Source organism: Streptomyces sp. NPDC013455 (genome assembly GCF_040632975.1).
Lineage (GTDB): Bacteria > Actinomycetota > Actinomycetes > Streptomycetales > Streptomycetaceae > Streptomyces.
The window spans coordinates 55,485-80,195 of record NZ_JBEYCX010000020.1 but is presented as its reverse complement, the minus strand read 5'-3'; the positions used below and the strand labels follow the sequence as shown (position 1 = coordinate 80,195).

At 75.5% G+C, this 24,711-nt stretch carries 13 protein-coding genes and 3 pseudogenes; 4 read left to right on the top strand and 12 right to left on the bottom strand.

Annotated elements, in window-relative coordinates; translation table 11 throughout:
* Positions 1–156 precede the first annotated feature (156 nt).
* Entirely contained in the window at positions 157–921 is a 765-nt protein-coding gene (locus ABZ576_RS27480; RefSeq protein WP_360746274.1) for an acyltransferase, read from the bottom strand.
* 108 nt (positions 922–1,029) lie between these two features.
* On the opposite strand from ABZ576_RS27480, the gene ABZ576_RS27475 reads away from it, so the two are divergent.
* Complete coding sequence (locus tag ABZ576_RS27475; protein WP_360746271.1) at positions 1,030–1,563, top strand: gamma carbonic anhydrase family protein; 534 nt, start codon at positions 1,030–1,032, stop codon at positions 1,561–1,563.
* Between the two features lie 13 nt (positions 1,564–1,576).
* Here the strand turns inward: ABZ576_RS27475 and ABZ576_RS27470 are convergent, their stop codons facing one another.
* The 10 genes and pseudogenes from ABZ576_RS27470 to ABZ576_RS27425 all read right to left on the bottom strand — a co-directional run bounded on the left by ABZ576_RS27470 (position 1,577) and on the right by ABZ576_RS27425 (position 21,130).
* On the bottom strand, positions 1,577–2,221 hold the full coding sequence (locus ABZ576_RS27470) for a DedA family protein (protein ID WP_360746268.1): 645 nt from the start codon (positions 2,219–2,221) through the stop codon (positions 1,577–1,579).
* 247 nt (positions 2,222–2,468) lie between these two features.
* On the bottom strand, positions 2,469–3,539 hold the full coding sequence (locus ABZ576_RS27465) for a class I SAM-dependent methyltransferase (protein WP_360746265.1): 1,071 nt from the start codon (positions 3,537–3,539) through the stop codon (positions 2,469–2,471).
* Positions 3,536–4,717, bottom strand: a complete 1,182-nt coding sequence (locus ABZ576_RS27460) for a glycosyltransferase (protein WP_360746262.1) — start codon at positions 4,715–4,717, stop codon at positions 3,536–3,538. The genes ABZ576_RS27465 and ABZ576_RS27460 overlap by 4 nt, the downstream gene beginning before the upstream one ends.
* On the bottom strand, positions 4,714–5,514 hold the full coding sequence (locus tag ABZ576_RS27455) for an alpha/beta hydrolase (RefSeq protein ID WP_360746259.1): 801 nt from the start codon (positions 5,512–5,514) through the stop codon (positions 4,714–4,716). Before ABZ576_RS27455 ends, ABZ576_RS27460 begins: the two co-directional genes overlap by 4 nt.
* Positions 5,515–5,517: 3 nt before the next feature.
* Positions 5,518–5,838, bottom strand: coding sequence for an acyl carrier protein (locus ABZ576_RS27450; protein WP_360746256.1), 321 nt, complete (start codon positions 5,836–5,838; stop codon positions 5,518–5,520).
* Positions 5,835–10,916 carry a beta-ketoacyl synthase N-terminal-like domain-containing protein gene (locus tag ABZ576_RS27445; RefSeq protein ID WP_360746253.1) on the bottom strand — a complete coding sequence of 1,694 codons (5,082 nt, stop codon included), beginning with the start codon at positions 10,914–10,916 and terminating at the stop codon, positions 5,835–5,837. Before ABZ576_RS27445 ends, ABZ576_RS27450 begins: the two co-directional genes overlap by 4 nt.
* Position 10,917: 1 nt before the next feature.
* Positions 10,918–11,748: pseudogene (locus ABZ576_RS27440) on the bottom strand (SDR family oxidoreductase); the annotation flags it as partial.
* A gap of 8 nt (positions 11,749–11,756) precedes the next feature.
* A pseudogene (locus ABZ576_RS27435) lies at positions 11,757–12,401 on the bottom strand (hypothetical protein); the annotation flags it as partial.
* Positions 12,402–13,095: 694 nt separating this feature from the next.
* Positions 13,096–18,366, bottom strand: a pseudogene (locus ABZ576_RS27430) (beta-ketoacyl synthase N-terminal-like domain-containing protein); the annotation flags it as partial.
* Between the two features lie 715 nt (positions 18,367–19,081).
* On the bottom strand, positions 19,082–21,130 hold the full coding sequence (locus ABZ576_RS27425; RefSeq protein WP_360746249.1) for a ricin-type beta-trefoil lectin domain protein: 2,049 nt from the start codon (positions 21,128–21,130) through the stop codon (positions 19,082–19,084).
* Positions 21,131–21,498: 368 nt separating this feature from the next.
* On the opposite strand from ABZ576_RS27425, the gene galU reads away from it, so the two are divergent.
* Both galU and ABZ576_RS27415 read left to right on the top strand, forming a co-directional pair.
* Positions 21,499–22,503 carry a UTP--glucose-1-phosphate uridylyltransferase GalU gene (gene galU, locus ABZ576_RS27420; RefSeq protein ID WP_360746246.1) on the top strand — a complete coding sequence of 335 codons (1,005 nt, stop codon included), beginning with the start codon at positions 21,499–21,501 and terminating at the stop codon, positions 22,501–22,503.
* Positions 22,504–22,671: 168 nt separating this feature from the next.
* Positions 22,672–22,848, top strand: a complete 177-nt coding sequence (locus ABZ576_RS27415; RefSeq protein WP_360746243.1) for a hypothetical protein — start codon at positions 22,672–22,674, stop codon at positions 22,846–22,848.
* Positions 22,849–23,056: 208 nt separating this feature from the next.
* On the opposite strand, the gene ABZ576_RS27410 is transcribed toward ABZ576_RS27415, so the two are convergent.
* On the bottom strand, positions 23,057–23,518 hold the full coding sequence (locus ABZ576_RS27410; protein WP_360746240.1) for a DUF4442 domain-containing protein: 462 nt from the start codon (positions 23,516–23,518) through the stop codon (positions 23,057–23,059).
* A gap of 62 nt (positions 23,519–23,580) precedes the next feature.
* Between ABZ576_RS27410 and ABZ576_RS27405 the strand changes: the two genes are divergently transcribed.
* Positions 23,581–24,666 (top strand): hypothetical protein, encoded by a 1,086-nt coding sequence (locus tag ABZ576_RS27405; RefSeq protein ID WP_360746237.1) that lies wholly within the window; start codon positions 23,581–23,583, stop codon positions 24,664–24,666.
* The last annotated feature ends 45 nt before the right edge of the window (positions 24,667–24,711 follow it).

Below are 24,711 nucleotides of genomic sequence, written 5' to 3'. Positions count from 1 at the left end.
CCGACAAGGCCGATCGTTGTGGTGGGTGCGGTCCGCTCGACCGGGACTACGGTCAGGTGCACCCGCTCGTACAGCGAACTGTACTGCGAGGTCGCCCGCGCCAGGGACGGCGCCGCCCGGCATGCTGCCGCCGCCTGCCGTCCGAGCGGCTCCGCGTCAGCCCTCGGGTTCCAGCGCGGCCAGCTTCGCCACCTCGTCCTCGGCCAGGTCCGCCAGCGCCCGCAGCTGCTGTGGCGTCGTACCGTCCGGGATCGGCACGGGGGCCGGGGTCCGCAGCGGCGGCTGCCAGCCGTCCTCGGGTGTCCAGCGCCGCACGACCCGGGCCGGCGCCCCGGCCACCACCGCGTGGTCGGGCACCGTGCCCCGGACCACCGCGCCCGCCGCCACGACGGCGTTCCGGCCGATCCGCGCCCCCGGCAGGATCACCGCGCCGGTGCCGATCCAGCAGCCCGGGCCGATCTCGACCGGCTCCATCCGCGGCCACTGCTTGCCGATGGGCTCGTGCGGGTCGTCGTAGGAGTGGTTGGTGGAGGTGACGTAGACATACGGGCCGAAGTAGCAGTCGTCGCCGATCGTCACCGTGGTGTCGGCGATGACGTGGCTGCCGCGGCCGAGGACCACGCCGTCACCGATCCGCAGGATCGCTTCCGGGCCGAGGTCGAGGTCGGGCATCAGACCCGCGGTGAGGGTGACCTGCTCGGCGATGATGCAGTACGAGCCGATGCGGATCCAGGGTTCGCCGAAGACCGTGCCGAGCGGGAAGGCCAGCCGGGTGGCCTCGCCGAGCGAGCGGAAACGGAAGCCCGCCGGGTGCTCGGCCGTCACGGAGCCGGTGCGCTGCACCCACGACCACGCCGCGTGGACGGCGCGCTGGGCCAGGCCCCGTCGCCAGGATGAGAACGTGTTCTTGCGCTTCGGCACGCGCTCACGTTACTCACCGGTTGTTTCCGGTGAGAGCCCGCACCGCTGTGATCTTTGCCCCACGCGGTGTCGTACCGTGCCGTGTACTGCCGACACGAGGAGACGGTGATGACGCACAAGGCGCTGGTCGTGGGTATCGGGGGCAAGGAGCCGCGGATCGACCCGGAGGCGTTCGTGGCCCCCTCGGCCTCCGTGATCGGGGATGTCACGCTGCACGCCGGGGCCAGTGTCTGGTACGGGGCGGTGGTGCGCGGTGATGTCGAGAGGATCACGGTGGGGGCGCGGGCGAACGTGCAGGACAACGTCACCCTGCACGCCGATCCCGGCTTCCCGGTGACCGTCGGCGAGCGGGTGTCCATCGGACACAACGCGGTGGTGCACGGGGCGACCGTGGAGGACGACTGCCTGGTCGGGATGGGGGCCACCGTGCTCAACGGTGCGGTGATCGGGGCGGGATCCCTGATCGCGGCGCAGGCCCTGGTGCCGCAGGGGATGGTGGTGCCGCCCGGCTCGCTGGTGGCGGGGGTGCCGGCGAAGGTGAAGCGGCCCTTGTCCCAGGAGGAGCGGGAGGGGGTCATCCTGAACGGCACGTTCTACGCCGACTTGGCGAAGGCGCACCGCGGGGTGCACGAGCAGGGCTGAACGCGGGGGCGTCTCAGTCCCCGGCGGCCACCGGTTCCGGCTCGGGCTGCTCCGCCTGGGCCTTCTTCGCCTTGCGCTTCAGGATCAGCATCGAGGTGACGCCGATCAGCAGGGCCGCCACCAGGCCCAGGTACGAGAAGCGCTTCAGCCAGTCCTCGGCGACGACGCCGACGTAGTAGATGACGGCCGTGGTGCCGCCGGCCCAGAAGATGCCGCCGAGGACGTTGGCCGTCAGGAACTTCCAGTACGGCATGTGCAGGACGCCCGCCAGCGGGCCGGCGAAGATCCTGAGGAGGGCGACGAAACGGCCGAAGAAGACCGCCCACATGCCCCACTTCTCGAAGGAGCGCTCGGCGGTGGCGACGTGTCCCGCGCTGAAGTGGCGTGGGAACTTCCGGCCGAGCCAGGCCAGCAGCGGGCGTCCGCCCTTGCGGCCGATGGCGTAGCCGATGGAGTCGCCGATCACCGCACCGGCGGTCGCGCAGGCGCCGAGGATCACCGGGTTGACGCCCGTGTGCTGCGAGGACATCAGCGCCGCGGAGACCAGGACGATCTCGCCGGGCAGCGGGATGCCGAGGCTCTCCAGACCGATCACCAGGGCCACCACGGCGTATACGGCGGCCGCGGGCACCGAGTCGAGCCATTCCTGGACGTGCACCGCCGGTTCCTCCCCTGTCGCTGATCCTGCTCTCCGGCATACCGGGCCGTCGCATGAGAAGCACGCCCCGAGGGAAGGCTACCTGGTCGCCGCTGAACGGCGGCTCCCGCGCACTCGCCCGGCGACGGCACCGCGCCCCGCCCGTCATATTTTCGGACATTCCGGTGTCACACGGGATCTCCCGCGCCCGACGGCCCTCCCCCGGGTACGCGCCCGCTCGGGTGTGGAGAGGGTGGCCGTGCGCGGATCAGTCCCGGCGCGCCACCAGGCGGTAGGCGTTGGACAGGGGCAGGCGGTGGGACAGCGGGCGGAGCGCCCAGCGGTCCAGGAGCGTGGCGGTGAGCAGCGCGGGGACACCGGCCAGGAGCAGCGCGGTGCGCGCGGCACGGCGCGGGGCGCCGGGCGGCTCGGGGAGCCAGGGCGCGTCCTCGCGGGGGGCGTGGTGGTCGAGCGCGAGCCAGACCGCGGCGAGCAGGTCGACCGGATCGTGCGCCTCGGCGTGCTGTTCCGCGAGCACCGTGAACCCGAGCTCGGCGAGACGGTGACGGAGGTTGGCGACCGGCATGAGGTGCAGGTGCTGCGGCTGGAGCCAGGGCAGCCACCAGCGGCCGAGGAGCCGGGCGAGGCGGCTCTCCGGGTCCGGTACCTCGATCAGGAGGTGGCCGCCGGGGCGTACCGCCCGGTGGGCGGCGCGCAGTTCGCGGTCGGGGTCGGTGCTGTGCTCCAGGTAGTGGAACATGCTCACCACGTCGTAGCGGGCGGTGAGTCCGGGAGCCAGGTCGGGGAAGGCGCCGCGGTGGGCGTGGTCCACGCGGCCCTCGCGGGCGGCGAGGTCGACGCCGTCGGTGAAGTCGAGCCCGTCGAAGGCGGTGCCGGGCAGGACGGCGCGGGCGGCCGCGCAGAAGTGGCCGTGGCCGGTGCCGACGTCCAGCCAGGTCTTCGGCGCGGGGTCGTAGGGCAGCATCGCCTCCGCGCGGCCCCGGTACATCGCGCCGCGCCCGCCGAAGGTCCCGCTCATCCGCCGCTCGCCGAGCCCGTCGTAGAAGTCCCGGTAGTAGAACTCCAGTCCCTCGGCGGTCAGTCGCGGGTTCTGGAAGACGTGGCCGCAGTCGGCGCAGCGGTCCAGCGAGAAGCGGCCGGGCTTGTGCTGGAGCAGGTCGGTGGTGCGCAGGCGGTGGGTGAGCCGCCCGGAGCCGCACCAGGGGCAGCTGGTGCGGCGGGGTGCGAGGAAGCGGTCGGTGCCGCCGGCCAGGTCGGCCTGGTAGCCGGGGCGCAGGGCGGCGACGCGGGCCGACGAGTTGTCCCGGGCGTCGCTCATCGGTCCTCCGCTGCCAGTCGTTCGAGGTGGGCCGCCGCGGCCCGGGCACCGCCCGCCGCGCGGAACGCGGCTCGGACCCGGGCGGCGGCGGCCCGGTGGGCGGGGTCGTGCAGGACGGTGTCGAGGGCCTCCCCCAGCCGGGCCGCGGTGGTGCGGCCGAACCTGACCCGGACGCCCGCGCCGGCGTCCACGACCTGCCCCGCGACCACCGGCTGGTCGTCCCGGACGGGCGCGACGACGAGCGGGACGCCGTGCCACAGCGCCTCGCACACGGTGTTGTGGCCCGCGTGGCACAGGACGGCGTCCGTCCGCCGGAGCAGCGCGAGCTGGGGCACGGACGGCAGGACCAGGACGTCCTTGTCGTCCGCCGGCACGGGCAGGGTGCCGCCCGGGTCGGCGATCACCGCCTGGATCCGGTCGGCGCGGTCGCGCAGCGCGGTCAGGCACGCGGCGAGGAAGCGTCCGCCGGCGTCGTCGTTGACCGTGCCGAGGGTGACCAGGACCGTGGACCGGCCGCGATCCAGCCGGGCCCACGGGAAGTCCGGTCCGGGCGGGCGGCCGGTGAGCGACGGTCCGACGTAGTGGATGTGCGGCGCCGACGGCGCCCGCGCGCCGATGAGTGCGGGCGTGGAGAAGACCAGCGTGAGGTGGGGCGAGAAGCGGGGGTCGGCGGTACCGGACGGGTCGCCGATGCGGGCGCGCAGCCCGGTCAGGCGCTGCCGCAGCCAGTCGGCGACCCTGGGCAGGCCGTCGTAGGCGCCGGCGAACTCGGCGGACGTCGTCGCCGAGGTGGCCCAGGGCAGGCCGAGGCGCTCGGCCACCAATGCCCCGGCGAACGCCTGCTGGTCGGCGACGACGACGTCGGGGCGGACCGCCTCGGCGGCCGCGCGCACGCCCGGCGCCATCGCGTCGGCGAGCGGCAGCAGGTACCACTCCCAGAGGAACCGCAGCGCCCGCGCGCCCCGCAGCTCCGGGGGGCGTACGGCGCCCGGGGCGCCCGGCACCGGTCCCGCGCAGCCGAACACCTCGGCGTCCGGGCCCGCGAGCCGCCGTACCAGCGCGGGGTCGGCGCAGACCCAGGCCACCCGGTGCCCGTGCGCGGCGAGCCGGGCGGCGACGCCGACGGCTGGGTTGACGTGCCCGGTCAGCGGCGGGACGACGAAGAGGAAGCCGCTCACCGGACGCCCGCCCCCGCCCGGACCTGGTCCAGGATGTGCGCGCCGACCGGGCCGGGCGCCTCGACCAGGACCGAGTGTGCGTGCCCCGGCAGGACGACCGCCCGGAAGTCCGTCAGCAGCCGCCGCTGCGCCGGCACCAGGTCCGCCAGGTCGGAGTCGCCGCCGTAGACACCGAGGACCGGGCAGCGTACGGCTCCGATCTGGGCCGCGGTCAGTACCCGGCTGGCGGGCACGTCCCGGGCGAGGGTCGTCTCGCGGGCGAGACGGGCCGCGCCCTTGGCGAGGCGAGCGGTGTTGTGGCCGCGGTGGGCGGTGATCCAGGCGATCGCGTCCGGTTCGTTGTGCGCCAGCTCGGTCGTCACCCGGCGCAGGATGCCGCCGAGTTTCGCGGCCCAGGCGGCGGTCGCCGGCTCGGACTCGATCAGGGTCAGGCCGGCCACGCGGCCGGGGTGGCGGGCCGCGTAGCCGAAGGCGATGGTGCCGCCGAAGGAGTTGCCGGCCAGGTGGACGGGGCCGCCGATGCCGAGCCGGTCGAGGAGGGCCGCCAGGTCGTCGATGTTGTGGTCCAGGGTGTAGCCGTCCGGGGGGCGCTCGCTGCGGCCGTGGCCGCGCAGGTCGTACATGACGACGTCGAGTCCGGCGGCCGCGAACCGGGGGGCGACGGTGAAGTAGTAGCTGGCCAGGCTGTCGGTGAGCAGCCCGTGGACCAGGACGACGGTGCCGTGCGGGGCGCGGCCGTCGGCGGGGCCGGTCCGCTGGACGTGCAGCCGGACGCCGCCGGCGTCGACCATCGCCATCGCTCAGGCCCCCCGGGTGGTCTTCAGGCTCCACAGCACGTACTCCACGAGCCGGCCGACGGTCAGATCGATGATCTCGTCGAACTCCATGCCGGCCAGGAACGCGGCGAGGTTGACGCGTTTCCCGTACCGCTCCTCCAGCAGGCCCGCCAGGGTGACGAGGTCGATGCTCTCCAGCCCCAGGTCGCAGTTGAAGGTGGTGGACATCCCGATCACCAGGTCGTCGTCGCCGTACTCCGCCAGCACCGTGCGGAGCATGCCGGTGACGTCGGCGAGCACGGTGTCGGCAGTGGGCTCCGGCGGGACCGGCTGGGTGGGGTTCATCGGGCGTACTCCTCGGCTGGTGCGTCGGGGGGTTCGTCGTCGGCTGAGGGGCCCGTGGTCCAGGCCACCACATAGGCGCGCCGGGGCAGGGCGGCCGGGTTGCTCACCGGGGCGCAGCGCACGGTGTACGCGCGCTCCAGGCGGCCGGAGACCAGCAGCCGGCCGCCGTCCGGGGAGGTCTCCAGGACGGTGAAGTCCCTCGGGCGGCCGCCGAATCCGACGCCCTCGGCCTTGGCGACCGCCTCCTTGGCGGCCCAGAACCGCGTGAACCACACGGCTTCCGGCTCGCCGCCCTCCGCGCACCGGGCGCGCAGCAGCCGCAGTTCGGCCGGGCCGAGTGCGGTGGTGAGCGTCGCCGGGTCGCGCTCGGTGACCTCTTCGATGTCGATGCCGGGGCCGGGCCCCGGCGAGTGCGGCCGGACGATCGCCACGGCGGCCTCGGCCCGGTGGGCGAGCGAGACGTCGAGCGGGGGCAGGGCGCGGCCGTGTACGCCGGTGGCGTAGGGGCGGCCGAGTTCGTCGTTGCGGATGCGCAGTTCCGCCGGGAAGACGGGCCCTTCGCCGTGCTGCCAGAGCCACTGCCGTACGGCGTCCTTGGCCGCGATCCGGCCGAGCAGCCACTGCCGGCGGCCGCGCGGGGGGCGCGCGGCGTACGCGGCGCGTTCCGCTCTGCCCAGCGAGTTGCGCATGATCAGTTCGCGTGAGGCCAGGTCGGGCCACCGCTCGTGCACCAGCGCCCAGCCCCCGGGCATGGCCGTGGCGAGGGTGTGGCGCTCGGGGAACCGTTCGACGGGCCGGGTCGTGGGGTCGTTGTCGAAGCGGCGGTCCTGCCAGCCGGTCAGCCGGGCCCACACCCTGCCGCCGACGGTCAGCTCCGCGTCCGCCTCCAGCAGGGTGTCCGTGAGCGAGGTGATCCGCAGCACGCAGTGGACGCCGGTGCCGGGCGCGGGGTGCGGTCCGTGGAAGCGCGCCTCCCCCAGCCGCACCGGGAAGACGACGGTCCGCTCGGTCCGGGTCGCCATGATCCAGTAGCCGAGCAGCTGCCCCACGTTGTCCAGCAGGGCACCGGGCGCGGCGGGGGTGGTGATCACTCCGCGGACGTGCCGCTCGCCGATCGCGCTCAGCTCGGTCAGGCCCTGGTAGACCGGGCCGTGGAACATCCAGCGCTCGTCGTACAGCTGCCTGGCGGTGTGCTCCGGCGGGCGCGCCGGCTCGCCCGGGAGGGGGCTCGGCGGGGGTGGCGCCGGGTGCCGTGCGGCGAGTTCGACCACGGCACGGGCGGTGGTGCCGAAGGTGACGGCGACCCGGTCCGGGCGGCCGGTGTCCGCGGTGACGGTGACCGGGACGTCGACGGGGGGTGTGGCGGTGAGCCAGCGGTCGAAGCGGGCGCCGTGCACGGCGACGGCGAGCAGGCTGGGGGCCGCCGCCTCCGCCGCGTCCATCATGTGCCGCACGATCGTGGTCGCGGGCACGACCGGCCAGCGGTCCTCCACCTCCGGCCAGCCGGGCCGCTGGGGGAAGAAGCAGTGGTCGAGGAGGTGGGGCATGACCCGCGGGGAGACGTGCAGGGTCGTGGTGGCGGGGGTGCCGGTGAGTGCCGTGGGGGCTCCCGGGGGTGTGGGGGTGGGGGTGGGGGTGGGGTGGGGGCTTGCGGGGGGCGGGGGCGCGGGTGCGGGTTCGGATGCCGTGGTTGCGGCGGGGGCGGGGGCCGGGGGGTGGCGGTCACCGCGCCGGCGGCCCGCGGCGATCAGTTCCGCCGCCGTGTCCGCGGTGTCCCGCAGCAGGGCGGTCAGTTCGGCGGCGGCCGGGTGCCGGCGGGCGAGCTCGTCGAGGGCGGGGACGGGCGCGGCGCGTGCGCTCCTAGCCGCGGGAGAGGTCCGCGGAGCCGCGGGAGAGACGCCCGGCCGTGACGCGCGTACGGCTGTCTCCCCCGGCCGTGGCGCGCGTACGGCTGTCTCCCCCGGCCCTGGGGCAGGTACGGCTGTCTCTTGCGGCCGTGCGGCTCCTTCACCCGACCGCACAACTGGTCCGTCCGACCGCGGAGGAGAGCCTTCCGGCCGCGCGGTCGGTTCCGCCGGTCGTCGGGCCGGACCGGCCGTTCCTAGCTCCGAGCGCAGCGCCTCGCGGGTCCGGGCGTCGAGGGAGACCAGGGCGCTGCCGAGGTCGAGCCGGACGGGCCGGCGTGCCGCGTCCGGCCGGGGTGCCGGGGCTTGCCGTGCTGCCGTCGCCGCCACGGACGCGCCGGCCGTCCACAACGCGGCGGCGACCCGCCGGAGTTGGCCGAGGCCCGTGTGGTGGGGCGAGTTGGCGGCGACGGCGAGGTGGTCGCGGTCGCCGAGGGTGTCGGTGATGAGGGAGGTGAGCCGGCCGGGGCCGGTCTGGACGAAGACGCGGTGACCGGCAGCGTACATGGCCTCGGTCAGCTCACGGAAGCGGACGGGCTCCAGCAGGTGCCGTACGAAGAGTGAGCGGATCGCCGGCTCGTCCCGCGGGAAGGGCGCCGCGGTCGTCCCGGACCACACCGGGACGGTCGGCGGGTGGAGACGGAAGCGGTCGGCGGCCGCCCTGATGGGCGCCAGGAACGGTGCGAGCATCGGCGTGTGGAAGCCGGACCGGAAGGGCAGGACCTGGCAGAGCACGCCCTCCGCGCGCAGGGACCGGACGAACTCCCGCACCGCCGTGCCGGGGCCGCACACCATGGACTGGCGAGGCGCGTTGTCGTGGGAGAGGACGATCCCGGAGTCCGCCCAGCCACCCGCGAGGGCGGCGCGGACGCGGGCGGCGGAGGCGCCGACGGCGGCGAAGACGAGGCCGGGGACGGTGACCGAGTCCGGGTCGAACCCGGCCATGAACGCGTCCACCTGGTCGGCCGGGTACAGCCCGGCCGCGGCCATGGCCGTCCACTCACCGACGCTGTGCCCGGCGACCGCGTCCGGTACGACGCCCATGCGGCGCAGCGCCTGGTCGAGCAGGCGGCCCACGCCCACGACGCCGAAGCCGTGCCGGCCGACGTCGCCGACCGGCAGGTCCGGGCCGGTGCCGGTGACCGGGGGCAGACCGAAGTGGGCGGCGACGTCGTCGGTGCGGGGCGTGAAGTCGGCCTCCAGACCGGGGAAGACGAACGCCAGCCTGCCGCCCGCCGGGCCGAGCAGCGGGGCCGGCCGGAACCACACGTCACCGCGGCCGTGCCAGGGGCGCCCCTGGGCGACCGCGCGGCGGGCGAGGGCGAGCCGCTTGGCGCCCGGGTCCACGACGGCGAGCCGCACCGGGCCGGGGCCGGGGCGGGGCCCCCGTGCGGCGCCGAGTCCGGCGACGTCGAGTACGGCGGCATCGGGCGCGGCGACGTCGAATGCGACGGCGTCGAGCCCGGCGGCACCGCGCCCGGCGACGTCGAGTCCGGCGGCGAGTACGGCCCGGTCTTCGGCATCGAGCAGCGCGGCGAGCGCGGGCACGCTGTCGGCCGCGAGCAGGAGAACGCGTTCGGGCTCGGTGACGCGCGGGTGGGGCGAGGCGGGGCGCGCGGCCGCCGGAGTGGGTGCCTGCTGCACTGACGGGCGGTCGTCGGCGCGGGCGCGCTCCGCGTTGGGACGGCCGTGTGACGACCGCACCGCGGCGGGATGGCCGTGTGACGACCGCACCGCGGTGCGACGGCCGTGCGACGGCTCCTCCAGCACCACGTGGGCGTTGATCCCGCCGAACCCGAACGCGTTCACCGCGGCCCGCCGGAGGGGTTGCCGCGGGCCGGTCTCCCAGGGCCGGGCGGACTCCAGGGGCGAGAAGCGCGTCGCGGCGAGGCCGGGGTGGGGGTCGTCGCAGTGGAGGGTGGGCAGCAGGGTGCGGTGGTGGAGGGCGAGCGCGGCCTTCACCAGGCCCGCCACGCCCGCCGCCGGCATGGTGTGCCCGATCATCGACTTCACCGAGCCGAGCACCGGGCGCTCGTCGCGGCCGTAGCCCGCACCCGGTCCGAACACCTCCGCGAGCGTGGTGAGTTCGGCCGTGTCACCGGCGGGCGTGGCCGTGCCGTGCGCCTCCAGCAGACCGACCGAGTCCGGCGCGGCGGGGTCGAGTCCGGCGGCCCGCCAGGCCTGGCGCACGGCCCGGGTCTGCCCGCCCGGATCGGGGTTGACGAGCCCCGCCGTACGGCCGTCGCCGGCGATGCCGGTACCGCGGATCACCGCGTAGACGCGGTCACCGTCGCGTTCGGCGTCGGCAAGCCGTTTCAGTACGACGACGCCGGTGCCCTCACCGATGAGGATGCCGTCGGCGTCACGGTGGAAGGGGCGGATGCGCTCCGTCGGGGACAGGGCACGCAGCTGGGAGAAGACGCTCCACAGGGTGATGTCGTGGCAGTGGTGCACTCCCCCGGCCAGCATGAGGTCGCAGCGGCCGGCGGCGAGCGCGGCGACCGCCTGGTCGACGGCGACCAGGGCGGAGGCACAGGCCGCGTCCACGGTGTACGCGGGGCCGCGCAGATCGAGGCGGTTGGCGATGCGGGAGGCGGCGAGGTTGGGGACCAGGCCGATCGCGGCATCGGGGCTGTCGGGGCCGAGCCGCTCGGTGAAGGCGGCCCGGACGCGTTCGAGCTGGCCGGGTGCCAGGTCGGGCAGCAACTCGCCTAGCGTGCGGACGAGTTGGCTCGCGGTGCGCACCCGCTGGTCGAGCCGGGCCAGGCCGGGGGTGAGGTAGCCGCCCCGGCCCAGGACGACACCGACCCGGTGCCGCTCGGGCAGCCGGTCCGCTCCGCCCGCGTCGGCGAGCGCGGCGGCGGCCACGTCGAGGGCGATCAGCTGGTCCGGCTCGGTGACGGGCACCGAGGCGGGCATGACGCCGTAGCGGGTGACCTCCACCTCGGCCAGGCCGTCCACGAACCCGCCGCGCCGGCAGTACACCTGGCCGGCGACGGCGGGTCCGGCGGCCGAGCCGGGACGGTAGTGGTCGGCGTCCCAGCGACCGGCGGGCACCTCGCTGATCGCGTCGGCGCCGTCCCGCAGGTTGCGCCAGTAGGCGTCCAGGCCGGCGGCGCCGGGCAGCAGGACCGCCATGCCGACGATGGCGACGGGTGTCTGGCGTTCCGTCATCTCACCAGCCCGACGCGGTGTAGACGACGGCGCGGGTCGCCGGGTCACCCCAGGCGAGTTCGCGGAGCAGGGCCGCGGTGCCCTCGTCCGGGTCGATCAGCGCGACCCCGCGCCGGGCGTACTCGCGGCCGAGTTCCGCACCGACCATGCCGGTGTGGTGGCCGGCCGGCGCCCAGGGACCCCAGTGGACGGTGAGCGTGCGCCGGCCGGTACGGCGGGCCCGGTCGGCGCCGAGCACCTCCAGGGCGTCGTTCGCGGCGGCGTAGTCGGCCTGTCCCCGGTTGCCGAGGACGGCGGCGATGCTGCCGAACAGCACGGTGAAGGCCGGCGCGGCAGGCAGGTCGTCCAGCGCGGCGAACAGCGCGGCGGCCCCGGCCGTCTTCGTGCCGTAGACCCGGCGGAAGGACTCCGGTGTCTTGTCGGCGATCAGCCGGTCCTCGATCACTCCGGCGGCGAAGACCACACCGTCCAGGCGGCCGTGTTCGGCGTGGATCTCCTTGACCGACCGCAGGACCGCGTCCCGGTCCCGGACGTCGGCCGAGCGGTAGCGGGCCGGGCTGCCGAGGGCGCCGAGTTCGGCGAGCGTGGCGGCGATCTCCCGCTGGGCGAGGATCAGTCGGGCCGCGCGGTTGATTCCGGCGGGCTCCGGCTTCGGAGCGCCGGGGCTCGCCGCGAGCGCGGCGCGCAGTTCGGCCGGGGTGCGGGCGGCCGCGGTGTGCGGGGCCTCGGATGCGGTGGGCGCGGGCGTTCGGCCCAGCAGCTCGATCCGGCACCGGCAGGCGGCGGCCAGCGCGCTCGCGAACCGCGCGGTGATGCCACGGGCGCCGCCGACCAGCAGGATCACGGAGTCCCGGTCGAGCCCGAGCGCGGCGGCCTCGGCGGCGCCGTCCCCGGCCGGCCCGGCGCCGGTCGTGCCGAGCGGGCCGAGGGGCGCGGGCACGAGCTGCACGCCCCGGCGCTGTCCGGCGGGCGTGCGGAGCACGACGGGGGCCGCTTCCGGGGCCCGCAGTTCCGCGAGCACCGCTTCGGCGACGGCCGCCGGGCTGGTGTCGCCGACCGCCAGCACCCGTGCCCGCAGGTGCGGGTACTCGCGGCCGACGCTGCGGACGAGGCCGTCCAGGCCCGCCGCGCGCAGCGCCCCGGCGCCGTCGGCGGCACGCACGGCCAGCAGCACCCGGGGGTCGCGCGCCAACGCCGCCTGGAGCAGCGGGAAGGCGTCCGGCAGCACGGGGACGCCGGAACCGGACAGCGCGCCCAGGTACAGGACACCGTGGACGGGGCCACCGGCCGTACGATCGGGCCCGCCGCCGCCCGGACCGCCGGCCGAACCGCCTGCCAGACCGCCGACCGAACCGCCTGCCAGACCGCCGGCCGAACCGTCTGCCGGACCGCCGGCCGAACCGTCTGCCGGACCGTCGGACGAACCGTCTGCCGGACCGTCGGACGGGCTGTCGGCCGGACCGTCGGCCCGGCTGTCAGGTGGACTGTCGGGTGAGCCGTCGGGCGGGCCGTCGGGCGGGCCGAGCAGCCGGGCGCGGTCGACGGTCACGGCGTCGGCGCCGTACGCGGCGAGCCGGGCCGCGACCTCGGCCACCACGCTGCCGCCGCCGCCCACCCCTCCCTCACCTTCGACCTCGCTGTGGCCTTCGCCCTCGACTTCGCCCGGGGTGACCCCCTGAGCGGGTCCGTCACCGATGATGAGGAACCGCTTGCCCGACAGGCCGGTGCCGGGGGCCGGGTCCGGGTCGGGCAGCGGAACGGTCCGTAGCTCACAGCGCTGGGGGGCGGCGCCGCGGGGGCTGTCCCACCCGTCGAGGACGGTCCCGCTCGAACCAGTGACCGCGAGGGACGCCCCGCCGCCTCCGCCGCCCGGATCGGCGGCTGCGCCGAACACAGGACCACCCGCGCCGATCGCAGGACCGCCCTGGCCACCCGGATCCGTGACCGCGCCGGACCCCGGACCACCCCCTCCGCCGGTATCCGCGACCGCGCCGGACACCCGTCCGCCTCCACCGCCCCGACCGGCGACCGCGCCGGGCGCCCGGCCGTCCCCGCCGCCAGGTTTCGTGCCCATGCGTGCCGTCAGCCACGCCGTCACGGCGGCCGCGGTGCGTGCCTTGGCGAGTTCCTCCAGTTCCGCGTCGCCGAGCAGTTCGGCGCCGCCCGCGATGCCCAGGCGACGGGCGAGTTCTCCCGCGATCTCGGCCCGCTTGATCGAGTCGATGCTCAGGTCGGCTTCCAGGTCGAGCTCGGGCTCGATCATGTCGACGGGGTAGCCGGTGCGTTCGCTGATGATCTCCCGTACGACAGCCGCCACGTCGGCAGCCGGCCTCGCCTCCACCGGTTGGGCCGACGGCCCCTCCGGGAGCACGAGCCGCGCGGGCTCGGCGAACCGTACGGCCGGTCCGGGCGACTGGTGTTCCGGCACGGCGGGTCGGGCCGGCTCGGCGAACCGTACGGCCGGTCCGGGCGACTGGTGTTCCGGCACGGCGGGTCGGGTGGGCTCGGCCACCCGTACGGCCGGTCCGGGTACGACGGGGGTCGGCGTCGCACCGCCGAAGTAGGTGAGCAGCACGTCCCGCTGGGCGGCGATCATCTCCCGGCTGGTGCGCAGGAACTCGGAGATCAGCGCGTCCCCGTCGGCGGGGGTGCCGTTCGGCTGGTCGGTCGTCACAGTCGTCTCCACCACGCGTCGGGCCGGCGCGAGCGCGCCGGGCAGGAGGGCTCCGTCGGCCGTACGGACCAGGTGCCCGTCGACCGTCCAGCCGGGCCGCTTCGGCGCCGGGGTGCGCAGCGCGTCGACGGCGTCCCGGCCCCGGAAGAGCCACGCGGTGCGCACCGGCTGCCCCGCGACGGCGAGTCGGGCGAGGGCGTCGAGCCAGCCCGCCAGGCCGCTGTCGGCTCGTGGTTCGCAGGCGACCGTGCGGTGCGGGCGGTCGCCGAGGATCTGGCCGACGAGGCGGGTGAGGACCGTGCCCGGACCCGCCTCGACGAAGATCCGCGCTCCCGCCTCGTACATCGCCTCGATCTGCGCGGTGAACGCCACCGGGGCGCCGATCTGGGCGGCGAGCCCGGCGCGCACGGCGTCGGGGTCCGCCGGGTAGGGCGTGGCGGTGCGGTTGGACCAGACGGGAATCTCGGGTGCCCGGACCGGCTTGTCCGCGAGCACCTTGGCGAACCGCTCCTCCGCGCCGGCCACCACCGGGCTGTGGAAGGCGCAGGCGACCGGGATGCGGCGGGCGCCGAGCCGGGCCGCGCGCAGTGCCCGAAGGGCGGCTGCGACATCGTCGGTGGGTCCGGAGATCACCGTCTGGCGGGGCGAGTTGAGGTTGGCGACGACGACCGAGGCGGGTACCCCGGCCGCGCGCAGGGCGACTCGCACCTCCTCGGCGGGGGCGCCCACGGCGGCCATGGTGCCGGGTTCGTCACCGGCCGCCGCCAGGATCGCGGCGGCCCGCTCGGCGCTCAGCTCCAGCAGTGTCTCCGGATCGAGGGCGCCGGCCGCGGCGAGGGCGACCAGCTCGCCGTAGCTGTGCCCGGCGGCCAGATCCGGGTGGACGCCGGCGGAGGTGAGGAAGGCGTGCGCGGCCAGTCCCGTGATGCCGAGGGCGGGCTGTGCCGTCCGGGTGTCGGTGAGGGCGGCCTGGTGGCGCTCGCGGGCGGCGTCGTCGAAGGCGGCCGGCGGGAAGACGCGGTCCGCGTGGGCCCGGCCGAGCAACAGGTAGTGGCGCAGCTCCGGCAGGGTGATCAGCAGCTCGGCGAGCATGCCGGTGCGCTGGCTGCCCTGGCCGGGGAAGAGGAAGGCGAGCCGGCCGTCGGTCGGGGCCGCGAGGTGGATGCCGCTGCCCGGGTCGGGCTCGTCGGCGAGGATGTGGCGCAGCCGGCCGATCAGCTCCCCGGTGTCCCGCGCCACCACCGCCGCCTGCACCGGTTCGTGCGAGGTGTCGGCGCGCCGGGCCGCCGCGAGGGCGAGGTCGCGCAGCCGCCAGGGGCAGCCGTCCGTCTCGGCGGCCCGGAGGATCTCGGCGGCCACCCGGCGGGCCGCCGCCGTGTCCCGGCCCCGGAAGAGGAACAGTTCGGCGGGCCAGGCGTCCAGGGTCTGCCGGGGCGGTGGCGCGTCGCCGTACGCGGACAGTACGGCGTGGAAGTTTGTGCCGCCGAACCCGAACGCGCTGACCCCGGCGAGGCGTTCGGCGGGCGGTGCGGCCCAGGGCTGGGCGCGGGTGTGGAAGACGAACGGGCTGTCCCCGGCGTCCCAGGCCGGGTTGGGCCGCTCCAGGTGCAGGGTGGGTGGCCTGACCCCGGTGTACAGCGCCAGCGTGGCCTTGATCAGTCCGGCGAGTCCGGCGGCGCACTTGGTGTGCCCGATCTGCGACTTGACCGAGCCGAGCGCGCAGCCGCCGTTCACGGCGCCCGACTCGGCGAACACCTCGGCGAGCACTCGGAGTTCGGTGCGGTCGCCGACGACGGTCCCGGTGCCGTGCGCCTCCACCAGGCCGACGGCGGCGGGCGCGACACCGGCGTTGCGGTACGCCCGTCGCAGCGCGGCCCGCTGGCCTTCGGCGTGCGGCGCGGTCAGGCCGAGGGCGCGGCCGTCGCTGGCGGAGCCGAGGCCCTTGACCACGCCGTAGATCCGGTCGCCGTCGCGTTCGGCGTCCGCGAGCCGTTTGAGGACCAGGCAGGCCACGCCTTCGCCGAGCGCGATGCCGTCGGCGGAGGCGTCGAAGGCGCGGGACCGGCCGGTCGGCGAGAGCGCGTGGACGGAGGAGAACAGGACGTAGTCGTTGATGCCGTTGTGCAGGTCGGCGCCGCCGCACAGCACCAGGTCGCTGGTGCCGCAGACGAGTTCCTTGCAGGCCACGTCGAGGGCGGCGAGGGAGGAGGCGCAGGCGGCGTCGACGGTGTAGTTGGCGCCGCCGAGGTCCAGGCGGTTGGCGATCCGGCCGGAGATGACGTTGGCCAGCATGCCGGGGAAGCTGTCCTCGGTGAGCCGGGGCAGCTGCTCCTCCAGTCCGTCGGGGACCTTGCCGTAGTACGACGGCAGGACGGCGCGCAGGGTGGCGGCGTTGGACAGGTCGCTGCCGGCCTCGGCGCCGAAGACGACGGACGTGCGGGAGCGGTCGAACTTCCTGCCCTGGTCGCCGTACCCGGCGTCCTCCAGTGCCCTGCGGGCCGCCTCCAGGGACAGCAGCTGCACGGGTTCGATGCTGCCGAGGGAGGCGGGCGGGATGCCGTAGCGCAGTGGGTCGAAGGGGATGGGCGGCAGGAAGCCGCCCCATTTCGACGCGGTGCCGCCCGCGGTGTGGTGGACGGCCGGGTCCCAGCGGTCGGCCGGCACCTCGGTGACGGCGTCGCGCCCGGCGACGGTGTTCGCCCAGAAGGTGGCGAGGTCGGGGGCCTGCGGGAACATGCACGCCATGCCGACGATCGCGACGTCGAGGGGTGGGAGCGGGGGCGGGGGCGGGGACGGGGTCGGTTCCGTGCCGACGGCACGGAGGGCGGGCGCCGCGCCTCGGGCCGGCGCCGCACCTCGGGCCGGCGCCGCACCTCGGATACCCGCCAGGAAATCGGCGGCGCCGTCGGTCACCGCCCGGTGGAGGGCCGCCACGGTGGTGGTCGCCGAGCGCAGGACGGCGGCCTGGCCCGCCATGAACAGCCCGTCGGCGAGCTGCCGTTCCTCGGCGACTTCCCGCACCTCACCGTCGTCCGCGCGGGTCAGGCCCTTGCTGGCGATGCGCAGCCGGCCGACGTTGAGCCGTTCGAGCCGCTCCCAGATCTGCCGCTCGGGTAGGCCCTGCGCCCGTAACGCGGCCTGCCGCTCGCGGTGGTCGCGGGTGAAGGGGCTGGGCACGCAGCGGGTGGCGTGGCCGGGTGCGGTCTCCAGCAGGGCGGTCGAGGTGGCGGCCAGGACCTGCCGCTGGAACAGCGGCCGGACGGCACCGCGGGCGACCGCCTCCTCGGTGAACAGGTAGGCGGTGCCCATGAGGACGCCGACGGCGGCGCCCCGGGCGGTGAGCGGCGCGGCCAGGGCGGCGACCATCGCCGCGGACCGCTCGTCGTGGATGCCGCCGGCGAAGAACACCTCCAGCCGGGGCGCCTCGTCGGCGCCGCCGCTACCGGTCCGCTCCAGGAAGTCCTCCAGCACGGCCAGTTGTGCTTCCCACAGCGGGAACGAGGCCCGGGGTCCCACATGGCCGCCGCACTCGGACCCCTCGAACACGAACCTGCGCACGCCGGCGTCGAGGAACTGCCGGAGCAGCCCCGGCGAGGGCACGTGCAGGAAGGTGCGGATCCCGGCCCGCTCCAGCGCCTCGGCCTGGGCGGGCCGTCCGCCCGCGACGATCGCGTGGGTGGGCCGCAGCTCCCGTACGGCGTCCAGTTGGGCGGCGCGGATGTCCTCGGGCGCGAAGCCGAGCACGCCCACGCCCCACGGGCGGCCGTCCAGCACCGCGCGCGCCTTGGTGAGCATCGCCCGGGCCCGTTGCCCGTCGGCCAGCGCCAGCGCGAGGAAGGGCAACGCCCCGGCCTCGGCGACGGCGGCGGCGAAGCCCGCCTGGTCGCTGACCCGCGTCATCGGCCCCTGCGCGACGGGCAGCCGCGTCCCCAGCGCCCGGCTCATGACGGCTCCCGGCCGCAGGGCCGCGGCCGGCCCCGGAGCCACACCGGTCGGCGCCGGACTCGCGCCGGTCGGCGGTGGACTCGCGCCGGTCGGCGGTGGAGTCGCATCGGTCAGCCCCGGAGCCACACCGGTCGGCGCCGGACCGGTCGGCGCCGGAGTCGCACCGGTCGGCGCCGGCTCCGCCGCCCGGGCCGTCTCCCGTATCGCGTCCGTCAGCGCGCGCACGACTCCCCGCACGTTCCGCCACCGCTCCGCGAACCGGGCGGCGAGGAAGCCGTCCTGGCCCACCGGGAGCAGCCGGCCGCGCAGCTCGCGTCCGCTCAGCAGGGAGGCGACCGCCACGGGATCGTCGGCGGGTGGCCGTGGGGCGTCCGGGCCGCGTCGCCGCAGTACCCGGTGCCCGCCGAGCACCACCGTCTCGGATCCGTCCAAGGACCGCAGCACGGCCTGGACCGCCTCGGGCAGCCCGGACTCGGCCAGCAGGGCGAGTTGGCTGTCCAGGACGACCCCGGCCGCCCCGGCGGCGACGGCGGCCGCCGCGGTACGCGGGCCGATGCCTCCGCAGGCCCACACCGGCAGGCCGCTCAACCCGTCGTCGGCCAGCACCTGCTGGAGGAGGACGAAGGTGCTCAGGTCGCCGACACGGCCGCCGCTCTCGCCGCCGCGGGCGATCAGTCCGCAGGCACCCGCGCGGACGGCGGCACGTGCCTGCCCGAGATCGGTGATCTCGGCCAACACCCGGCAGGCGGAGGGCAGTTGGCCGGCCGTCCAGGTGGCGTCCGGGGCGAGGACAACGGTGTCCACGGCGCCGCCGAGGTCCGTGGGGGTCATCGCACAGCGGCCGGGGACCCGCACCCCGAAGGGTCCGGGTGCCGTCCGTCTCAGCCGGGACAGCTGCTCACGGGACACTCGGTCACCGGCACCCAGGTCCAGGATGCCGAGCGCGCCGGCGGCGGAGGCGGCAGCGGCCAGGCCGGCGTCGGGTTCTCCGAAGGGGGTGAGGCAGAGGATCAGGTCGTGGGCACGCACAGGGGAGGTCATGATGCTCCGGCACGATCGGCGAGACAGCACGGTGGGGGGATGTGCGGCGTGACGCTGCGGTGCGAGGGCAACGGAAACTAGCGAGGTGTTACTCGCCGGTCAATAACGCCGCTGCCTTTCCGCGTGCGGTGGCGCCGATTCGGCCAGGGGCCCGAAATCCCCGCAAGAAGCAGCAAAACAAGCGAACTCCCGCCACGCGCGGAGACGGACGCCCTCCCGTCCCCGCGCGTCACACCGGCACAAGCCCGTCAAACCGGCCGTCCGCCACCTCACGCGGCCACCCCGCACCACGCGCCCGGACGCCCCGCCGCACCATGCGCCATCCACATGCCGTCCTCCCGGAGACCCGAACACGGCCGACGGGATACGGACAGGGCGGCGGGCGTGCCCACGGCCGTACGGCAGGACGGCGTTCACGGCCGTACGACCGGGGCCTTCACGGCCGTACGACCGGGGCCTTCACGGCCGTACGACCGGGGCCTTCACGGCCGTACGTCAGGGGCGTTCACGACTGTACGGCCGGCGGGGTGCGCGGCGATTCAGCCAGGGGCGTGCGCGGTTGCGGCACCGGGACCGCATGGGTCCCCGGGACCGGGAACACCGGCGGTCCCGAGACGGGGACCACGCGCAGTCCGGGAGCCGGGACCACGGGTGGCGGTACGGTGGCGCGTGCGCGCGGCGGTACGGCGGGAAATGCGCGCGGCGCGTCTCCGCCACGCCCGTGCGGCCGCCCGCCCCACCCCTCGGACCGTTTCGACCCCTCCGAACCCTTGGGCCTCTTCGTCCCGTCCGGCCTCTCGGATCCCTCCGGCCTCTCCGGCCCGTCCGGCCCTTCCGGCCGCCCGGCAGGGGGCACGTCGGGCACGTGCACCCCGCCCTTCCCGTCCACGTCCTTCCCGACCACGCCTTTCCCGTCCCCGCCACCCGGCCCGCCCTGCCCGTGACGCCCGTATCGCCCGCCCCGGCCGGCATGCCCTCCCCGGCTGCCCGGCTCCGGAGCCGACGCCGGACCGGAGCGCGAGCGTCCGTCCGCCGCCCCCGGCTCCAGCGACCACCGCTGCTGCGCCGAATCGTCACGCCGGGAGAGCCCGACCCGCCCGGCGGAACGGCCGGACCCCGGTGCGAGAGCCAGCCCGTGCCGCCGGCGGAGCACGATTTCGCCGCGCACCGTGAAGTCGTACGACACCTCCCCGGCGGGCCCCGCGCAGTCGGCCAGCGCGACGCTTCCCGTACCGGGGTCGGCGGCCAGGCAGAGGGTGGGATCGTCGGCGCTGCGCAGCGAGCCGTCGTCCCGGTACGACCACTGCTGCGAGGTGGCCGCCGAGCACGGTGCGAGCCGGACCCGGGAGCCCGCCGCGCCCCTGCCTCCGGACACGTCCAGGCAGTGCCCGGAGGCGAGGCCGCGCAGGGCGCCGCGACCGATCTCGACGGGTCGCCCGACCGAGGCCGCGGACGGCGAGGAGGTGGGACCGGGGCCGGCGCCGCCCGGCCGTGAGGTGCTGTCGGCGGGCGCGCCCCAGGTCGCGCCGGGTGCGCGGACACCGTTGTCATCGAACCGGCTTGCGGCCGCGAGGACGGTGGCGAGCAGCGCCAGGGAGGCGAGTCCGACACCGACGGCGACGGCCCGGCGGTGACGGTGCTCCGGGCCGGTGCGGTGCCGGCCTCCGGCCGCCGGGGACGCGGCCGGCGGCTCCGGCGGCGGGGGCGGCCAGTCCTGGCGGGCGCCGCGGCCGGGCCGCGAGTCGAGGTAGCGGCGGGCGCCCCAGCCGAGCACGGTCTCGGCCAGCAGCAGGGGCAGGGCGCCGTCGAAGTGGCCGAGCTGTTCGGCGAAGTGCCGGCAGTGGCGGCAGACCGTCAGATGGCGGCGGACGTCGGGCAGCAGAACGCCGCCACGGCGGATGGGGACGTCCAGGAGACGGTTGTGGAAACGGCATTCCCTGCTGGGCGCGAGTTCCCGGTGGGCGCTTACGCAACCGGCACGGAATTGCTCGCGTGCCTGCTCCAGAGCGGTCATCGCGGTGGCCGTGTCGATGCCCAGCAGACCCGCCGGTATGTATATGGGTTCGGCCTCGACCTCCGCGTGCCAGAGAAGACATTGCGAGGCTCCGGGAAGGGCCCGGAATGCACGGGCGGCGAGCTGCCTGCTTTCCGCCGGTCCCGGCTTCGCGGCGCGCAGGCCACGAGCGCCGGTGGTTTTGCGCAATTCCGGCAGCATGGCGCGGGCCGCGTCGTCCGCGGCCCAGGCGCGGACGGTGTCACGGACGGCGAGGAGCAGCCGGGGGCGGAGGGCACCGCCGAGCACGCCTCCCGCCATGCGGCCGAGCACCTGGTGGAAGGCGGCGGTGGCCACCAGCTGGGCGGTTGGCCCGGCGGAGGCCAGGCAGACGACGGCGTAGTCGCGGGTGGCCCGCCAGTGCCGGGCGAGCAGCAGGGCCACGGCGTGGTGCCGGGCGCCGTCCGGCCCGCTCAGCCGGGCGACGAGGTCGTGGTCGGATTCCCCGGTCGGGCCGGGCAGCGGTGGGTACGGCGGGCGTGGGGGGTAAGGGGACGGCACGGAACCATTTCCTTTCCAGCCGCAGGACGCCGTGCGCGAGCGCGTCCTGTCGGAAAGCAGTGCGTGATTGGTGCATACCTAATGGGCAGGCTCTGACGTCGGCGTCTGCCTCTGCCCTCCCGCGGGGAGGCTCACCTTGGCACAGGCGACTCACAGGAAACAAGGAGTGGGAATGCACGTGCGGCGAACTCGCGATATGGCCTGGCAGTTACCGTCGGTATCCTTTGCCGGGGTCGCCGTCGGACCCTCAACTCCTGTGCGGCAAAGGCCGGATGACATACGCCTTCTCCGTCTTCCCGGCCGCCCGCACAGCGGACACCCACACCGCTGAGGGCCGGCTCTCATGCGCGTGCTCCAGCATGGCCCGCATGATCAGCCCCCACTGCACAGCGACCCCCGCTCCCTCCCCGGCAGCCGTACCCGTCGTGCGGAAAGCGGTCGTACCGGCCGCCGGTCTCGGCACCCGGTTCCTGCCCGCGACCAAGGCCACGCCGAAGGAGATGCTGCCGGTCGTCGACAAGCCGGCGATCCAGTACGTCGTCGAGGAGGCCGCCGCGGCCGGCCTGGACGACATCCTGATGGTGACGGGCCGGCACAAGCGGGCCATCGAGGACCACTTCGACCACGCCTTCGAACTGGAGCAGGCGCTGGCGGCCAAGGGGGACACCGTGCGCCTGGACGCCGTACGCGATCCGGCGCGGCTCGCCGGCATCCATCACATCCGCCAGGGGGACCCGCTCGGTCTCGGCCACGCGGTGCTCTGCGCCCGGCAGCACGTCGGGGAGCAGCCCTTCGCGGTGCTCCTCGGCGACGATCTGATCGACCCGCGCGAGACCCTGCTGAGCCGCATGCTGGAGGTCCGTGAGCGGTACGCGGGCAGCGTGGTCGCGCTGATGGAGGTCGATCCGGAGCGGATCCACCTCTACGGCTGCGCGGCGGTGGAGCCGGCGGACGAGCCGGGCGTCGTCCGGGTGACCGGCCTGGTGGAGAAGCCGGCGCCGGGAACCGCGCCGAGCCGCTACGCGGTCATCGGCCGGTACGTCCTCGACCCGGCCGTCTTCGGCGTCCTGGAGCACACCCCGCCCGGACGCGGCGGCGAGATCCAGCTGACCGACGCCCTCCAGCGGCTGGCAGTGGGCGGCACGGTGCACGGGGTGGTCTTCACGGGTCAGCGCTACGACACCGGCGACAAGGCCGACTACCTGCGCACGGTGGTCCGCCTGGCGAGCGCCCGCCCGGACCTCGGCCCCGGCTTCACGCGCTGGCTCAGGGAGTTCGTGGCCTCGCTGCCGAACGACACGGCGAGGGACGATGCGGCGGCGGGCGGCCGCGCGGAGCGTCACCGGGCCGCGCGACCGGGCGAGGCCGCCTGACCGGGGCCCCGTTCCGGGCCCCCACCGGCCGCCTCCGGACACCGCGCTGACATCCGGTCAAACCCTGGCCGACGCGCCGCGGAACCCTTCCCTCCGCCGGACACGTCGCGTGATGCTCTGTTCACCGGGGGAGATCAGCAGCTCGACCAACCCACGGAGGAGCAGACGATGCCTCTCGGAACGATCGCCGTCTACAACAAGGCGGACGGCGTCGGCATCATCGCCGACGAGGACGGTGCCCGGCGCCCCTTCTCCGGCATGGAGACGCAGACCACCCGCGAGGGTCAGCGGGTCGTCTTCGAGGTCGTCGGCGCGAAGGCCACCAACGTGGTCGCCGTTCGGTGAACCGCCCGGCCCGGCAGCGCCCCGCCCCGGCACAGCGGGAGCGGGGCGCCCGTCACGGAGCGAGCCGGCCACCACGGAGTGGGGCGGCCGGCGCCGAGCAGGGCGGCCGGCGCCGAGCAGGGCGGCCGGCGCCGAGCAGGGCGGCCGGCGTCGAGCAGGGCGGCCGGCGTCGAGCAGGGCGGCCGGCGTCGAGCAGGGCGGCCGGCGCCTACTTCTTCTGGTCGGTCGGCCGGAGCGTCCACAGCACGCTCATCTCACCGGTCACGGCCCCGTCCGCGCGCCGGATCTCGACCGCCACCGGGAACTCGGGACGCTGCCCGGCGTCCAGCTCGGCGACGACGTCGGCGGCCGGCCGGCCCAGCGTCGCGGTCGCGGTGACCACGCCCATCGCCAGCTTCTTGTAGGCGATCTCGGCGCTCACGGCGAGCGGCACCGCGCGCGAGAGCTGGTCCCCGAAGGCGGCCAGCACGATGGCACCGCTGGCCGACTCCCCGAGCGTGAACATCGCACCGGCGTGCGGGCCGCCCACGTGGTTGTGGTACGCGCTCTGGTCCGGCAGGGACACCACCGCCTTGTCGGACGTGGTCTCCAGGAACTCCAGGTTCAGCGTCCGGGCCATGGGCACGGTGGCGGCGAGCATCTCGCCGATCGACTTCTGGTCTGCGCTCATGGCCGCCATGTTACTCACGAGTAGCGGAGCCTGACCAGTGATCCGCACTATGGTTACGGGCCATGTGGCCAGATCAGCAGCCGCCCGGGGGCGCGCAGAACCCGCAGCAGAATCCGCAGGCGAACCCGTACCAGCAGCCGGGTGAACCGCAGCAGAACCCGTACCAGCAGCCGGGGTACCAGCAGTACCCGCAGGCCGGAGCGTACGGACAGCAGCCGCAGGCCGGACCGTACGGGCAGCAGCCGCAGGCGCAGCCGTACGCCCAGCAGCCGCAGTGGGGGCAGCCGCCCACGGTGCCCGTGGCCCAGCCCCCGCAGGGCGGCGGCGGCCGTACCAAGCTGATAGCGATCGTCGCGGCCACCGCCGTCGTGGTCACCGCGGCCGTGACCGGTTTCCTGGTGCTGGGCGGTGCGGAGGACGACGAGGCCGACAACGGCAAGGGCGGCAAGCACACGAGTGCCTCGCCGACGGCCACCTCGTCCGACCCGAACCCCTCGCCGACGTCGTCCGTGAACGACGACCCGCGCGGCAACGAGGCGGCGAAGCCGACGATCGCGGGCTGGAAGGTCGTGGTCAATCCCAAGTACGGCACGGCCTTCGACGTGCCCGCCGACTGGCAGGTGGAGCGGCCCGGCATCTTCTCCTTCTTCGAGGACAAGGCGAAGGGCGACGGCTCGGCGTACATCGGCTTCTCCGCGCCCGCGTTCCTGAAGCCGGACTACTGCTCGTCCGAGGAGAACGGCACCAAGGCGACCTACTCGCTCGCCGGCAGCGGCACCAAGGGGGAGAACGGCGCCAAGGACACCGCCAGCATCGCCCGCGGCGACGCGGCCACGTTCGCCTTCGGCGGCTACACCGACCAGTCGGAAGCGTCCAAGAAGTACCTGCGGATCGGCAAGGCGAAGCCCTTCACCACGGCATCGGGCGTCAAGGGCAGCGTCGCGACGTCGTACGTCGTCGGCGCGCCGAAGAAGAACAAGTGCTCCACCGACGGCAAGGCCACCACCTTCGCCTTCAAGAACTCCACGGGCAGCTTCGTCTCCTGGACGCTGTACGGCGCCACGGGCGTCAAGGACGAACTGCCCGACGCCACGGTCCAGAAGATCCTCGGCACGGTACGGCTGCACGGCGACCCGACCGTGGAGTGACCGCGGCACCGTCCCACGCGTCCGGACGCCGACTTGGCAGACCGG